Below are 13,243 nucleotides of genomic sequence, written 5' to 3'. Positions count from 1 at the left end.
GGTGGGTCTACTCGAAACGAAACGCCTCAGGATCCACCCTAGCAGAGCCGCCTCATGACGCCGAACGCCTTATGGCGAAGGTTGTTCCGAGATTCCAGGGCGCCTTTCTCGTCTCGCGACAAGGTGATCCTAGGTCGCAGGTCCCGGCCCAGATTTCGCCCAAGTCGCAAGCCTAACAGGTGCGCGAGGCGGCTCGTCCGGCCTCGGAACATCCGTTTCAAGTCGGGAGCGTGCTTTGGCCCGTCAGATCGAATTCGCCGGCAAGTCCGGCAACCTCTACCGCTACACCGCCCTTGAGGAGGATCGCGTCCTGCCGCCGGCGGGGGCGAACTACGTCATCTGCAAGCCCGCGGACCAGGGCGTCGACATCCTGTTCGTCGGGGAAACGGACAGCCTGGCCCGCCTGGCCTGGCGCGAGCAGCTCGCATACGCCCGCGACACCTATGGCGACGAGGCCAACGTGCTGACGCGCCTCAACGTGCGCAGCGCGGTGCGTCTGGCCGAACAGGAAGACCTCCTCGAAGAGTATCGCCCGCCGATGAACGCGGGGTCCTAGCGCTCGCGGCCGCGGACGGCCATTGTCCGCCCCGTGCCCAACCGCCTGATCGTCATTCTCGGCGCCGCCGTTCGTCCCGACGGCCGCGCCAGTCCCGCTCTCATCCGCCGTATCGACGGCGGCTTTCGGCTGGCCATGGCCCATCCGGAGAGCCTGGTGTTCTGCTCGGGCGGCGTCGGCCGCTACGGCCCGTCTGAAGCCTCGATCATGGCCGAGCGGTTGCTCGCCATGGGGCTCGCGCCGGAACGGCTGGTCCTCGACGAGGCGAGCCTCGACACCCTGCAGACCGTCGTCGCCGCGGCGCGGTTCATCCGCGCCGAAGGACTGCCGGGCGCGATCGTCTGCACCGACAGCTATCATACGCCGCGCACACGGCTGTGCTTCGCCGCGCTCGGGTTCTCAAGCCTCGATGGCTCGGTGAAGGCCGGCCCTCGCCATATGGGATGGCCGGCCTGGCTGCGCATGCGCCTGCGAGAGGCGCCTGCCATTCCCTATGACGGCGTACTGGCGCTCACCAAGCGCGCCGGCCTCTAGGCGGTCCAGCGATAGCCGACGCCGGGTTCGGTGGTGATCAGGATGGGGGAGGCGGGATCGGGCTCCACCTTCTGGCGCAGTTGGGCCACGAAGACGCGTAGATACTGGACGTCGTCCTCGTGCGCGGGTCCCCAGACGGCGGTCAGCAACTGGCGATGGGTCACGACCTTGCCGCCGCCTTCGACCAGTTGGGCCAGCAGGTCGTACTCCTTGGGAGACAGCCGGATGGCATGGCCCGCCCGCGAGACCAGCCGCTTCACCAGATCGACGGTCAGGTCGCCTGCGGTGACCACTGGCTCGGCGCCCTTGGCTCTAAGGCGGTGGCGCAACGCGACGCGAAGACGCGCCAATAACTCCCCGACTCCGAACGGCTTTTCCACATAGTCGTCCGCCCCCATGTCGAGGGTGTCGATCTTCTCTGTCTCCTTGTCGCGGGCCGACAACACGATGATCGGACCGTCATAGAAGGCCCTGGCCTTGGCCAGCGCTTCCTTGCCGTCGAAGTCGGGCAGGCCGAGGTCGAGGACGACCGCGTCGGGCGCCTTGCGGGCGATCTCCTTCAGGCCTTCGGTGGCCGTGTCGGCGCGGATCGGTTCGTAGCCGGCCGCCTCGAGCGCCGGCTGCAGGAAGCGGTGGATCTGCGGTTCGTCGTCGATGACCAATATGCGGGGGCGGTTGGCGCTCACAGCATGTGCCCCGGCATCGCGTGCTCCTTGGGCATGCTGATCAGGATGCGCGTGCCGCGTCCTTCATGGATCGGACTGGCCGCGGCGATGCGGCCGCCCATGGCCTCCACAAAGCCCTTGGAGATCGCCAGGCCGAGGCCCGCGCCCTTGCCGCGATCGGTCGCCTCCTCCATCCGGCGGAACTTCTCGAACACCCGCTCCAGCTCCTCGGTGGGAATGCCGCGGCCCTCGTCCTCGATGGAGATGACGACGTTGCCGCGATCTTCATAGGCGGCGACCTCGATCGTCGATTTGTCGGGACTATAGGCGATCGCATTCTCCAGGATGTTCACCAGCGCCTGCTCCAGCAGCGATGCGTCAGCCTTGACCATCGACAGCTGAGTGGGGAAGTCGCGCGTCACGCTGCGGTTGTCCAGACGCCGCGTGACGCGTTCGACGGCGGCGCGCAACACGTCGCGGATATCGACCCATTCGCGCCGCGTGACCAGCGCACCGCCTTCCAGCCGGGTCATGTCCAGCAGGTCGCCGACATAGCGGTTCAGGCGTTCCGCCTCTTCCTTGATGGACTGAAGAAGGTCGCGCTGAACGTTGGGTTTTAACGATTTTCCATAGTCGATGAGTGTCGTCACCGACCCCAAAACAGTCGACAAGGGCGTGCGCAGATCGTGGCTGACGGAGTTCAGCAACGCGCCCCGCAGCCGGTCCGTGCGGCGCAGCGCCTCGGTGTCGGCGGCCTGCGCCGCGAACTCGGCGCGCTCCAGTGCGACGGCGCCCTGGTCGAGCAGGGCGGAGACGAAGCGCTCGTTGTCCTCGGCGGCCAGGGCGCGCGGTTCGACGCCCGCCACGCCTGCGCGGGCCTTTACGCCCTGCAGCGGCCGGAAGGTCCAGGCGGAGTTGGGCAGGGTGCCGGTGCCGGCTCCGGCCGGCTCGCCCTTCTCCCAGGCCCAGCGCGCGGCGGCCATGTCGCCAGGCGCGAGCGCCTCTAGCGCGGGGGAGGCGGCGGTCAGGCTGATGTCGTCGCGTTCCGGGGTCAGGACCACGGCCGCGCCGCTGGTCGCCGCGGCCAGTTGCTCGGCCAGCGCCTGGGCGGCCGCATCCTGCTTGGCGGCCGACGACAGCCGCCGGCTGGCGGCCAGCAGCGCCGAGATCGCCGAGGCGCGCCGTGCGACGGCGCGGGCCTGGTCGCGGATCCGTCCGGTCAGCCAGCCTGTAGTCAGCGCGACGGCGAAGAACACGCCGAAGGTCAGCACGTCGGCCGGATGGCCGATGCGAACCGTCAGCCGGGGCTCCAGGAAGAAGAAATTGTAGATGAAGGCGCTGAGGGTCGCGGCGGTCAGGGCCGGCCAAAGGCCGAACGCCAGGCCGCTGACCAGCACGCTCAGCATGAAGATCATCGCCAGGTTGGCGGTCTCGGCGACCTGGAAGGTCGCGCTCGCCAGCAGCGCCGCCACGGTCACCAGGCCCGCCGCGGCGGCGTGGCCGGCCCATGGCCAGGCCCGCAGCGGGACGCGGCGACGTTCCGCAGGCGGGTCGGGTTCGGCCTGCTCGGTCACCACGTGCAGGGCGGCGCCCTGCGCCTCGTCGAGAAGAGCACCGATCAGCGAGCGGCGAAGCGGATTGCGGGACTTTGCCGACTTTCCCAGCACGATCTGGGTGACGTTGTTGCGGCGGGCGTAGTCCAGGACGCTGGCCACCAGATCATCGCCCGTCAGGACGACGGTCGCGCCGCCGAGCTGCTCGGCCAGCTTGAGGGCCTCATTCAACCGCGCCTGGCCGCCGGCCGGTGCGGCGGGCGCATTGGGCCGCTCGACGTGGGCGACCGTCCATGGCGCGTCCATCATCATGTCGGAGAGGCGCCGTCCGGTCCTGACCAATGCGCCGGCGGCGGCGTCGGGGCCGACCAGCACCAGGATGCGCTCGCCCGCCGCCCAGGGTCCCTCGACGCCGGCCGCCTTCATCGCCCCGATCAACTGGTCGTCGACCGTCTGGGCGGCGCGGCGCAGGGCCAGCTCGCGCAGGGCGGTGAGGTTCTCGGGCTTGAAGAACCGCTCGGCCGCCAGCCGCGCGGTGTCGCCGATGTAGACCTTGCCCTCGGCCATGCGCTCGCGCAGCTCCGAGGGCGTAATGTCGATCAGCTCGATCTCGTCGGCGCGCGAGAGGGCGCTGTCGGGCACCGTCTCACGCTGGCGCACGCCAGTGATCTTCCAGACCACCTCGCGCAGGCTCTCCAGGTGCTGGACATTGAGCGTGGTCCAGACGTCGATGCCCGCGCCCAGCAGTTCCTCGACATCCTGCCAGCGTTTGTCGTGGCGCGAGCCCGGGGCGTTGGAGTGAGCATACTCGTCGACCAGCAGCAGCTGCGGCCGCCGCTCCAGCGCCGCGTCCAGGTCGAACTCCAGCAGCGTACGCTCACGATAGTCGATCGGTCGGCGGGCCATGACCTCCAGTCCGCGCAGCAGCGACTGGGTCTCTCGCCGGCCATGGGTTTCGACCACCCCGACAACGACGTCGCCGCCCTCCGCCTTTCGGCGGCGAGCGGCGCGCAGCATCTCGAAGGTCTTGCCGACCCCGGGCGACATGCCGAGGAACACCTTCAGCCGGCCGCGGCCTGGCGTCTGGGTGGCCGCCAGCAGGGCGTCCGGGTCCGGCCGTCGGGGCTCGTCGATGCTCATGGCGTCGGAGGGTGGCGCAGCGGATATCGGGCGTCGAGCGCGAGGTTGGTCATCAGCACATTGACCCGAGGCTGGCCGAGGATTCCGAAGGTCCGGCCCTCGATATGGCCCTCAAGCAGCTTGCGCACCAGTCCCGGCTCCACGCCCCTGGCCTTCGCGATGCGGTCGGCCTGCAGAAGCGCGTACTCCGGCGAGATGTCCGGGTCGAGCCCGGAGCCCGAGGCCGTCACCGCGTCGGCGGGAATCGTCTGCGTGATCCCTTCGGCCCTCAGCGCCTGGGCACCTGCCTCGACCCGCTTGGCGAGGTCGGGATTGAGCGGCCCGAGGTTGGAGCCGGACGAGGCCGAGGCGTCATAGCCATCGGCGCCGGCGGCCGACGGTCGCGGATGCAGGTACTGCGGCGCCGTGAAGTTCTGGCCGACCAGTTCAGAGCCGACGACCTTGCCGTTCTCCACGACTAGGCTGCCGTTGGCCTGCCGGGAGAAGGCGGCCTGGCCGACGCCGGTGATCAGCAGCGGATAGGCCAGGCCCAGGATCAGGGTGAAGAAGACCATCGAGACGACGGCGGGACGGATGAGGGAAAGCATGGCTTTTCGGTCCTAGAACGCCGCGCCGATCAAGGCGCAGGCGAAGAGCAGGGCGATCAGGCCCAGCGAGACGAGGGTTTCGCGCATCAGCATCACGCGAGACCGAGGCCGGAGACGATCATGTCGATCAGCTTGATGCCGACGAACGGGGCGATGAGACCGCCCAGGCCGTAGAGCAGCAGATTGCGCGACAGCAGCTTGGCCGCGCCGATCGCCCGATAGCGCACGCCGCGCAGCGCCAGCGGGATCAGCGCCACGATGATCAGGGCGTTGAAGATCACCGCCGAGAGGATGGCGCTCTCGGGACTGTGCAGCCCCATGACATTGAGCGCGCCGAGCGCCGGCAGGGCGGCGACGAACATCGCCGGGATGATCGCGAAGTACTTGGCCACGTCGTTGGCGATCGAGAAGGTGGTCAGCGCGCCGCGGGTGATCAGCATCTGCTTCCCGACCTCGACGATCTCGATGACCTTGGTCGGGTCGCTATCCAGGTCGACCATGTTGCCGGCTTCGCGTGCGGCCTGCGCGCCGGTCTGCATGGCGACGCCGACGTCCGATTGGGCCAGGGCGGGCGCGTCGTTGGCGCCGTCGCCGCACATGGCGACCAGCCGTCCCTTGGCCTGCTCCTCGCGGATCAGCCGCAGCTTGTCCTCCGGGGTGGCCTCGGCCAGGAAGTCGTCGACCCCGGCTTCGGAGGCGATAGCCGCGGCGGTGACCGGGTTGTCGCCGGTGATCATGACCGTCCGCAAGCCCATGCGGCGCAGGTCGGCGAACCGCTCCTTCACGTTGGGCTTCACCACGTCCTTCAGATGGATCACCCCGACCAGCACGCCGTTCTCGCTGACCGCCAGGGGCGTGCCGCCGGAACGGGCGATGCGGTCGACGGCGGCGGTGAATTCGGCCGGGACCTGTTCGGGGGCGAGATCCAGGCTGCGGACCACCGCGTCCACCGCGCCCTTGCGCCAGGACTGGCCGTCGGCGTCCAGGCCCGACTGGCGGGTCGTGGCGCTGAATGCGATGAGGTTCGCCCCTTCAGGGGCCTCGTCGGTCAGGCCCTGGGTCCGGGCCAGATCGACGATGGAGCGGCCTTCCGGCGTCTCGTCGCCTAGCGAGGCCATCAGGGTGGCGCGCATGGCGACCTCGGGCCGCACGCCGGGGGCGGGAATCACTTCGGTCGCCATGCGGTTGCCGAAGGTGATGGTGCCGGTCTTGTCGAGCAGCAGGGTGTCGACGTCGCCGGCCGCCTCGACCGCCCGCCCGGACGTCGCCAGCACATTGACCTTCAGCAGCCGGTCCATGCCGGCGATGCCGACGGCCGACAGCAGCCCGCCGATGGTCGTGGGGATCAGGGTGATGAACAACGCGCCCAGCACCATCGGCGACAACGCGACGCCCGAGAACTTGCCCAGGCCCAGCAGGGTGACGACCGCGATCAGGAAGATCAGGGTCAGGCCCGCCAGCAAAACGGCCAGGGCGACTTCGTTGGGGGTCTTGCGGCGGTCGGCGCCTTCGACCATCGCGATCATGCGATCGAGGAACGTCTGGCCCGCCTCGGAGGTGATGCGGACCTTGATCCAGTCGGAGACGACGGTGGTGCCGCCCGTAACGGCCGAGCGGTCGCCGCCGCTCTCGCGGATGACGGGCGCGGACTCGCCGGTGATCGCCGCCTCGTTGACCGAGGCGACGCCCTCGATGATCTCGCCGTCGGCGGGGATCACGTCGCCGGCTTCGACCAGGACGATCTCGCCGACACCGAGCTTGTGGGCCGGCGTAGGAACGACCGTGCCGGTGGCCGGGTCGACGATCAGCTTGGCCTTGGTGGTGACGCGGGCGGCGCGCAGGGAGTCGGCGGCGGCCTTGCCACGGCCCTCGGCGACGCTCTCGGCCAGGTTGGCGAAGAGCACCGTGGCCCAGAGCCAGAGCGCGATCTGGATCTCGAACCCGAAGTCCCGGCCAGCGGCGATCTCGTTGATCGTGGAGGCGGTGGCCAGCAGGGCCACGATCCAGGTGGCGAAGATCACCGGATTGCCGGTCAGCTTGCGGGGGTCGAGTTTGACCACCGCGTCGCGGGCGGCGCGGGCGATCATCGGACCGGAAAGGCTGGTGGCGAGGGTCGAGGCCTTGCGGCGGTTCTCCCCTTGCGGTGCGTAGGATGCGGTCATTGTCTGACGCCTTGCGAAGGTTAGCGGCCGGCCAGGACGTCAAGCACTTGGAAGTGCTCGACGATCGGGCCGAGGGCGAGGGCAGGGAAGAACTGCAGGCCGCCGAGGATGAGGATGACGCCCACCAGCAGACCGACGAACTGGCTGCTGTCGGTGGGCAGGGTGCCGGCCGAAGGCGCCAGCTTGGGCTTGGCGACCAGTGACCCGGCGATGGCCAGGACCGCGACGATCGGCACGAAGCGGCCCATCAGCATGGCCAGGCCCAGGGTCGTGTTCCACCAGGGCGCGTTGGCCGTCAGGCCGGCGAAGGCCGAGCCGTTGTTCGCAGTCGTGGAGACATAGGCGTAGAGGATTTCCGACAGGCCGTGCGGGCCCTGGTTCAGCAGCCCCTTGAGCGCCTCGGGCAGCACTGCGGCGACGGCCGAGAAGCCGAGCATCGACAGCGGCACGATCAGCACCGCCAGCATGGCGAGCTTGATCTCCTTGGCCTCGACCTTCTTGCCCAGGTACTCGGGCGTGCGGCCGACCATCAGTCCGGCGACGAACACCGCCAGCAGGGCCATCACCACCATGATCGCAATGCCCGAGCCGATGCCGCCCGGCAGGATCTCGCCCAGCATCATCAGGAACATGGCGATGCCGCCGCCCAGGGGCATGTAGCTGCCGTGCATGGCGTTGACCGAGCCGTTGGAGGCGCCCGTCGTCTGGGCGGTCCAGGCGGCCGAGGCGGCCGGGCCGAAGCGGACCTCCTTGCCTTCCATGTTGGCGCTGGCGTCGACGTGCGCGGCGACCAGGGCCGGCGGGGCTTGCGTCTCTGCGACGTAGACGCCGGCGGCGCTTAGCGAGAGCAGCACGGCCGCGGCGGCGACCAGGGCGCGGATGTCCTTGAAGGCCCGCGCCGAGCGTCCGAACGCGAAGAAGGCGGCCCAGCCGAGCACGTTGATCGAGACCGCCGTCAGGAAGTTGGTGAGCGGGGAGGGGTTCTCGAACGGGTGCGCCGAGTTGACGTTGAAAATGCCGCCGCCGTTGATGCCCAGTTGCTTGATGGCCAGCTGGCTGGCGACAGCGAACAGCGACAGCTTCTGTTCGCCGCCCTCGACGGTGGCTGCGATGGCCGAGGCCTGCAGCGTTTGCGGCACGCCCAGGGCGACCAGCACCAGGCCCAGGACGATGGAGCAGGGCAGCAGGACATAGAGGGTCGTGCGCGTCAGGTCGGACCAGAAGTTGCCGAGCCCTTCGCCGCGATGGCCGATGAAGGCGCGGGCCAGGACGGCGGCGATCGTGGCCCCGGTCGCTGCGGAGACGAAGTTCTGCACCGTCAGCGCGGCCATCTGGCTGAACTGAGACATGGTCGTCTCGCCGCCGTATGACTGCCAGTTGGTGTTGGTGACGAAGCTCGCCGCGGTGTTGAAGGCCAGATGCTCCGATACGCCGTCGAACCCCTGCGGGTTCAGCGGCAGGCCGCCCTGCAGGCGCAGGATCGCGTACACCAGGACGAAGCCGACGGCGTTGAACGCCAGGAGCGCCGCAGCGTAGCCGAACCAGGTCTGGCCCTTGTTCGCATCGACGCCGCAGCCCGCATAGACCAGCCGTTCCACCGGCCGCAGCACCGGGTCGAGCCAGGTGCGTTCCCCATTCCAAACCCGGGACATATAGACGCCGAGAGGCCAGCCGAGCCCAATGGCCACGGCCAGCGTCAGGGCGATCTCCGCCCATCCTTGCCAAGTCATGTCAGTTATCCGTCAGAAGCGCTCGGGGCGCAGCAGCGCGGCGAGCATGTAGGCGGCTACGGCGATCGCGCCGCCCGCCCAGAGGAGATCGACGAGCATCCTCAGATGCGCCTCAAGCCAACGGCGAAAAGCGCGAAGAGGGCAAACGCCCCCGCGCCCAGGCCGAGAAAGATGAGATCCGCCACGATGATGTCTCCAGAGCCAAGTTCAGGCCTGGAGGGTGCTCGCCCTGGGCGTCAGGGTTCGAGACGGGACTGGCCCGTCTCGCATAAGGAAAACGTAAAGGTCGAGCCTAGATCGGGTCGGTGCGGAAGTAGCGTTCGGCCTGCTCGCTCCAGCCATAGGCGACCTCGTTCATCTGGTCGCGGTCATAGGCGGGGCTGTTCTTCAGCAGGTCCTTGGTGAGATCGGTCAGATAGCTGTCCGAGGCCTCGTCATATCGCATCGCGCGCCAGGGGATCGGGTGGAACTTGCCGCTGGTCCCGAACAGCCCGCCGAACTCCAAAGCCACGAAACGGGCCTGGCCCGTGTCGCGCTCGAAGTAGATCTCACGGATCGTGCCGAGCTTCTTGCCCGAAGCGTCCTTCAGCGGCGCGCCCAGCAGATTGGCGCTGCGGATCATCAGACTGTCCAGGCTCATCTCGTCCCTCCAATTCGCGTTGGGAACGCCTAGCTGCGCCATTCGATCCCGCGGCCTGGAAGCAGGCTGCTAGGCGGCGCTGGCCTTGCGGTCCTTGGTCCGCCGCTCGGACACGGTCTCGGGCGTGAGCGGATGGCGGCACTCGCTGCAGATCACCACGCTGTCGACTGGATGGCCGCACTGGTTGTGGGTCACGATGACCGGCGGTTGGTCATCCTCAAGCAGCCACTTGTCCGCCCAGATCAGCAGGGCCAGGGCGTGCGGATAAAGATCCTTGCCCTTCTTGGTCAGCCAGTACTCGTAGCGCGGCGGCGACATCTCGTAGAGCCGGCGCTCGAACACCCCGTTGGCCACCAGCACGCGCAGGCGGTCGGTCAGGATGTTGGTGGCGATGTCCAGCATCGACTGGATGTCGTCGAACCGGTGGATGCCGAAGTACTGGGTCGAGATGACTAGGCCCGTCCAGCGGTCGCCGGTCATGTCGACGACGTCGGCCACGGTGCGCGCGGCGTCCTCCGCGCCCGACTGGCGACGCCGGTGCAGGCGGGCGATCTCGACTTCCTCGAAGCCGGCGCCAGGGCCCGGCTGATGGCTGCAGGTGTGCAGCGAGACGTCGCCGCCGCAGTGGCGGCAGACCATCATCGGCAGCATCGACTTGCCGCACTCGGTATGGACCAGGCCTGCTGGGCCATTGGGCGCGGTGGCGTCCCAACGTATGCCCCAGCACCAGGCGATCAGCACGGAGTCGAACAGGTCCAGGCCCATCGGGGTCAGGTGGTACGACTGCCGCGCCGCGCCTTCGCGATGGGCGCGCTGCTCGAAAATGCCGTTGGCGACCAGGCCGCGCAGGCGGTTCGAAAGGGTGTTGCGGGGCGCGCCCGTGCGGGCGCGGAACTCCTCGTAGCGGGTCGCGCCGCGGAAGGCTTCCTGAATGATCAACTGACTCCAGCGGTCGCCGATCGTGTTCAGCGCGCGGTGCACGGAGTTCTTTATGATCTTGCGGGTGCGGGCCATGCGTCTCCAGGCCTATAGCCGCCCACCCCAGCTGTCCAGTCGGGATTAGAGAAACGGGTATGCGGTGCGCGCGGAAGGCGAGTCTCGATAGGTCTCATTTTAAAAGGATCCGTCGGCGTCAATTTGCAACCCGTTGAATCAGGGGTGGGGGAAGGTCTCAGCGGCGCCCTACCGGGCTCCGAAAACCACCTCTGTCGAGCGACCTTCCTGCCTGAGCTCGGTCGCTGCCTTGAACGCGGCGCTTTGCGCGGCGTCCTCGGAGAGATAGTCGCCAAGGAAGACGTCGTTACAGGTGACGTGCCAGACGCCATGGGCGCGGGCGCTACGAACGACGACGGACGCGCCGCGCGCATTCACGCTCATCGAAGCGGCCTTCGAAATAGCGCGAGATTCTGGCGCGGCAGGCGTGTCGCCCGCCCGCGCCAACCGATCGCGCATGCCATCCAGGAAGCCCCGGCGGCTTTCGGCGATCTGCGCCAGGAGTGCTTGCAGGATTTGTTCGTGCGCCAGGACGCGGCGCTTGAGATCGGTCTTTTCGACGGCCATTTGGGCCTCCACGAATAGCGGTGGCCCCCACGTTTGCCGCGCACCTCGATATCCTCATGCGCGAGATCCGGCGTCTAATACTTGGTGTGTGGCTATGTATTCCGCCACATGATGAAAGAAAAATATTGCCCAAATTCCATCACCATTTTGTAATGATGACGATTGTTCCGAGTGAACGTGATATATTCGACACGATCAAAAGCGCCAATGCGGCGCCTTCTCTCGGATAGAAACGCGCAGCGTGGCTCCGAGGGAGATATTGAAAGCTCAAGACATGAGCACTTTGTCGGAACGAATTCAGATATCGGAGGCCCCTGGATACTGGGCGGTCGAGATTCATCTTGGCGAAGCCGCCCCCGCGCGGCGGTACCTGTGTCACGCAGAGAACGACCGCGCCGCGGTCAGCATGGCGGGGCGCCTGATGGGGGCGAGCGTGGAGGCCCGCGGCTTTGACAGCCTGTGGATCAGCGAAGCATTGCTGGAAAAGGGCGATGCTTTGCTGCCGGATATGGGGCGGCATCACAGCATACAGACCCCTGCCGAGTGGGGCGGGCTGGTCGAAGCCCACGAGGCTTCCGAAGCCGTCAATCCGCAGCGAAGCTCGGCCAGGCTTCGATGAGCCAGCAAATGTACCCGGGCGCGGCCGCCAACGACTCGACGCAAAATCGAAGCTGGATCCTGCAGGAGAACAGCCGTCCCGCTGAGCCCGCATCGGACGCCGGTCAGGTCGCGGTTTTGCGGTCACGTGCCGCTATCGCCGTCTGGGAGGACGACGGAGGGAACGCGTCCTATCCCACCGGCGACGACCGTATGATCCGCGGCTGGAGCTCGCGCCAGCGCCAGGGCGGGCCGCCGGGGCCCGCCGCCTCGGCCTAGAAGCCCAACTGACGACCGGCCAGGTCGCGCAGGATTTCCTCCGAGCCGCCGCCGATGACGAAGATGCGGGCCTCGCGGTAGATGCGCTCGACGCGATTGTCGCCGGTGTAGGCGCGGCCGCCGAGCACCTGCAGGCTCTCGCGGGCGACGAACTCCAGGGTGGTTGTGGCCTGGACCTTCATCATCGCCAGCTCGGCGACCGGGGTCTCGCCCTGGTGGAAGCGCCAGACCAGGATGTCGAGGAAGGCGTAGCAGGCGTTCACCCGCTGGATCATCTCCACGATCTTATGGCGGATGGCCTGGTGGTCGATCAGCCGCTCGCCGAAGGTGTGGCGCTGGCGGGCCCAGTCGATGGCTTCGGCGATGGCGGTGCGGGCCATGGCCAGGGTGGCGGCGATGCCGCTGAAACGCTCGATGTTGAACTGGTTGGCCAGGCCAGCGAAGCCGCGGTTCTCGACGCCGATCAGGTTGGCCGTCGGCACCTCGACATTGTCGAAGGTCAGCGTGCCGTTGTTGCCGTTGTACCAGCCGAGGCCCTTGACCGGCGCGCTGGAGACGCCCGGACGATCGGCCTCGATCATCAGCAGCGACAGGCCGCCGACGCCGGGACCGCCGGTGCGCACCGCGGTCAGCAGGTAGTCGGCGCGGGTGGCGCCCGAGATCAGGGTCTTGCCGCCGTTGACGATGTAGGTGTCGCCGCGCTTCTCGGCCGTGGTCTGGAAGGCGCCGACGTCGGAGCCGCCCGACGGTTCGGTGACGGCGAAGGCGATCTTCTTCTCGCCGCGCAGGATGGGCCCCGCGACCCGCTCGCGCATCTCCTCAGGCCCGAATGCGATGATCGGGGGCAGGGCGATCCAGTGGGTGGCCAGGTCGGCGAAGACCACGCCCGAGCCGGCCCGGAAGAACTCTTCGGCGAAGATGATGCGGTGGTAGAGGTCGATGTCCTCGCCCGTTCCGCCCAGTTCCTCGGAGAAGCCCATGCCCAGGACCCCGGCCTTGGCGGCCTTCACGTAGAGCTCGTCGGGGAAGGTGGCGGCCGCGTCCCAGGCGTCGAGGTGTGGATTGATCTCCGCCTCGACGAAGGTGCGCAGCTGCTGGCGCCAGGCGTCGTGCGTCTCGGTGAGGAACGGGCTCTTCGGGCGAAGCCCATCGAAATCCAGGCGAGGTTTTTCCGCCGCGGCCATCAGTTCGTCCTCCCGACTTGTTACTTGCGAAATGATACTAATGAGCTGTGCGGAGA

14 protein-coding genes are annotated in these 13,243 nt (G+C 68.0%); 4 read left to right on the top strand and 10 right to left on the bottom strand.

Features of this window, described 5'->3' with window-relative positions; genetic code table 11:
• Nucleotides 1–235 precede the first annotated feature (235 nt).
• Complete coding sequence (locus ASC79_RS04670; protein WP_056020368.1) at nt 236–556, top strand: hypothetical protein; 321 nt, start codon at nt 236–238, stop codon at nt 554–556.
• A gap of 33 nt (nt 557–589) precedes the next feature.
• The gene (locus tag ASC79_RS04665) at nt 590–1,090 is read left to right on the top strand and encodes a YdcF family protein (protein WP_056020365.1); all 501 of its coding nucleotides are present in this window, start codon (nt 590–592) and stop codon (nt 1,088–1,090) included.
• Here the strand turns inward: ASC79_RS04665 and ASC79_RS04660 are convergent.
• The 9 genes from ASC79_RS04660 to ASC79_RS04625 all read right to left on the bottom strand — a co-directional run bounded on the left by ASC79_RS04660 (nt 1,087) and on the right by ASC79_RS04625 (nt 11,127).
• Nucleotides 1,087–1,776 carry a response regulator gene (locus ASC79_RS04660; protein WP_056020363.1) on the bottom strand — a complete coding sequence of 230 codons (690 nt, stop codon included), beginning with the start codon at nt 1,774–1,776 and terminating at the stop codon, nt 1,087–1,089. The genes ASC79_RS04665 and ASC79_RS04660 overlap by 4 nt on opposite strands.
• Entirely contained in the window at nt 1,773–4,448 is a 2,676-nt protein-coding gene (locus ASC79_RS04655) for a sensor histidine kinase KdpD (protein WP_056020360.1), read from the bottom strand. Before ASC79_RS04655 ends, ASC79_RS04660 begins: the two co-directional genes overlap by 4 nt.
• A complete protein-coding gene (kdpC, locus tag ASC79_RS04650; RefSeq protein WP_056020357.1) occupies nt 4,445–5,035 on the bottom strand; it encodes a potassium-transporting ATPase subunit KdpC in 591 nt (196 codons plus the stop codon). Before kdpC ends, ASC79_RS04655 begins: the two co-directional genes overlap by 4 nt.
• Before the next feature lie 92 nt (nt 5,036–5,127).
• Nucleotides 5,128–7,122, bottom strand: coding sequence for a potassium-transporting ATPase subunit KdpB (kdpB, locus tag ASC79_RS04645; protein WP_369817302.1), 1,995 nt, complete (start codon nt 7,120–7,122; stop codon nt 5,128–5,130).
• 95 nt (nt 7,123–7,217) lie between these two features.
• A complete protein-coding gene (gene kdpA, locus ASC79_RS04640; RefSeq protein WP_056020351.1) occupies nt 7,218–8,927 on the bottom strand; it encodes a potassium-transporting ATPase subunit KdpA in 1,710 nt (569 codons plus the stop codon).
• Nucleotides 8,928–8,939: 12 nt separating this feature from the next.
• Nucleotides 8,940–9,026, bottom strand: a complete 87-nt coding sequence (locus tag ASC79_RS21740) for a potassium-transporting ATPase subunit F (RefSeq protein ID WP_082531933.1) — start codon at nt 9,024–9,026, stop codon at nt 8,940–8,942.
• Between the two features lie 193 nt (nt 9,027–9,219).
• Nucleotides 9,220–9,567 (bottom strand): PRC-barrel domain-containing protein, encoded by a 348-nt coding sequence (locus ASC79_RS04635; protein ID WP_056020348.1) that lies wholly within the window; start codon nt 9,565–9,567, stop codon nt 9,220–9,222.
• A 69-nt stretch (nt 9,568–9,636) separates the two neighbouring features.
• The gene (locus ASC79_RS04630) at nt 9,637–10,581 is read right to left on the bottom strand and encodes a helix-turn-helix domain-containing protein (protein WP_056020345.1); all 945 of its coding nucleotides are present in this window, start codon (nt 10,579–10,581) and stop codon (nt 9,637–9,639) included.
• Between the two features lie 168 nt (nt 10,582–10,749).
• Entirely contained in the window at nt 10,750–11,127 is a 378-nt protein-coding gene (locus tag ASC79_RS04625; protein ID WP_056020342.1) for a hypothetical protein, read from the bottom strand.
• 259 nt (nt 11,128–11,386) lie between these two features.
• Here ASC79_RS04625 and ASC79_RS04620 point away from each other — a divergent pair, with 259 nt between their 5' ends.
• Both ASC79_RS04620 and ASC79_RS04615 read left to right on the top strand, forming a co-directional pair.
• A complete protein-coding gene (locus ASC79_RS04620; protein ID WP_235528866.1) occupies nt 11,387–11,746 on the top strand; it encodes a hypothetical protein in 360 nt (119 codons plus the stop codon).
• Nucleotides 11,743–12,003, top strand: a complete 261-nt coding sequence (locus tag ASC79_RS04615) for a hypothetical protein (protein WP_156378330.1) — start codon at nt 11,743–11,745, stop codon at nt 12,001–12,003. Before ASC79_RS04620 ends, ASC79_RS04615 begins: the two co-directional genes overlap by 4 nt.
• Here ASC79_RS04615 and ASC79_RS04610 read toward each other — a convergent pair.
• On the bottom strand, nt 12,000–13,187 hold the full coding sequence (locus tag ASC79_RS04610; protein WP_056020333.1) for an acyl-CoA dehydrogenase family protein: 1,188 nt from the start codon (nt 13,185–13,187) through the stop codon (nt 12,000–12,002). The genes ASC79_RS04615 and ASC79_RS04610 overlap by 4 nt on opposite strands.
• Between the last annotated feature and the right edge of the window lie 56 nt (nt 13,188–13,243).

Source organism: Phenylobacterium sp. Root1290 (assembly GCF_001425305.1).
In the GTDB taxonomy this organism is placed as follows: domain Bacteria; phylum Pseudomonadota; class Alphaproteobacteria; order Caulobacterales; family Caulobacteraceae; genus Phenylobacterium.
Note: the sequence above shows the minus strand (reverse complement) of the source record. Positions and strands in the feature narration are given on the sequence as shown.

What these genes read in the sequence shown, in the direction of transcription:
- ASC79_RS04635 (WP_056020348.1), bottom strand. Translation starts at nt 9,567, where the DNA reads ATGAGCCTGGACAGTCTGATGATCCGCAGCGCCAATCTGCTGGGCGCG.
- ASC79_RS04615 (WP_156378330.1), top strand. Translation starts at nt 11,743, where the DNA reads ATGAGCCAGCAAATGTACCCGGGCGCGGCCGCCAACGACTCGACGCAA.
- ASC79_RS04630 (WP_056020345.1), bottom strand. Translation starts at nt 10,581, where the DNA reads ATGGCCCGCACCCGCAAGATCATAAAGAACTCCGTGCACCGCGCGCTG.
- ASC79_RS04610 (WP_056020333.1), bottom strand. Translation starts at nt 13,187, where the DNA reads ATGGCCGCGGCGGAAAAACCTCGCCTGGATTTCGATGGGCTTCGCCCG.
- ASC79_RS21740 (WP_082531933.1), bottom strand. Translation starts at nt 9,026, where the DNA reads ATGCTCGTCGATCTCCTCTGGGCGGGCGGCGCGATCGCCGTAGCCGCC.
- ASC79_RS04625 (WP_056020342.1), bottom strand. Translation starts at nt 11,127, where the DNA reads ATGGCCGTCGAAAAGACCGATCTCAAGCGCCGCGTCCTGGCGCACGAA.
- kdpB (WP_369817302.1), bottom strand. Translation starts at nt 7,122, where the DNA reads ATGATCGCCCGCGCCGCCCGCGACGCGGTGGTCAAACTCGACCCCCGC.
- kdpA (WP_056020351.1), bottom strand. Translation starts at nt 8,927, where the DNA reads ATGACTTGGCAAGGATGGGCGGAGATCGCCCTGACGCTGGCCGTGGCC.
- ASC79_RS04655 (WP_056020360.1), bottom strand. Translation starts at nt 4,448, where the DNA reads ATGAGCATCGACGAGCCCCGACGGCCGGACCCGGACGCCCTGCTGGCG.
- kdpC (WP_056020357.1), bottom strand. Translation starts at nt 5,035, where the DNA reads ATGCTTTCCCTCATCCGTCCCGCCGTCGTCTCGATGGTCTTCTTCACC.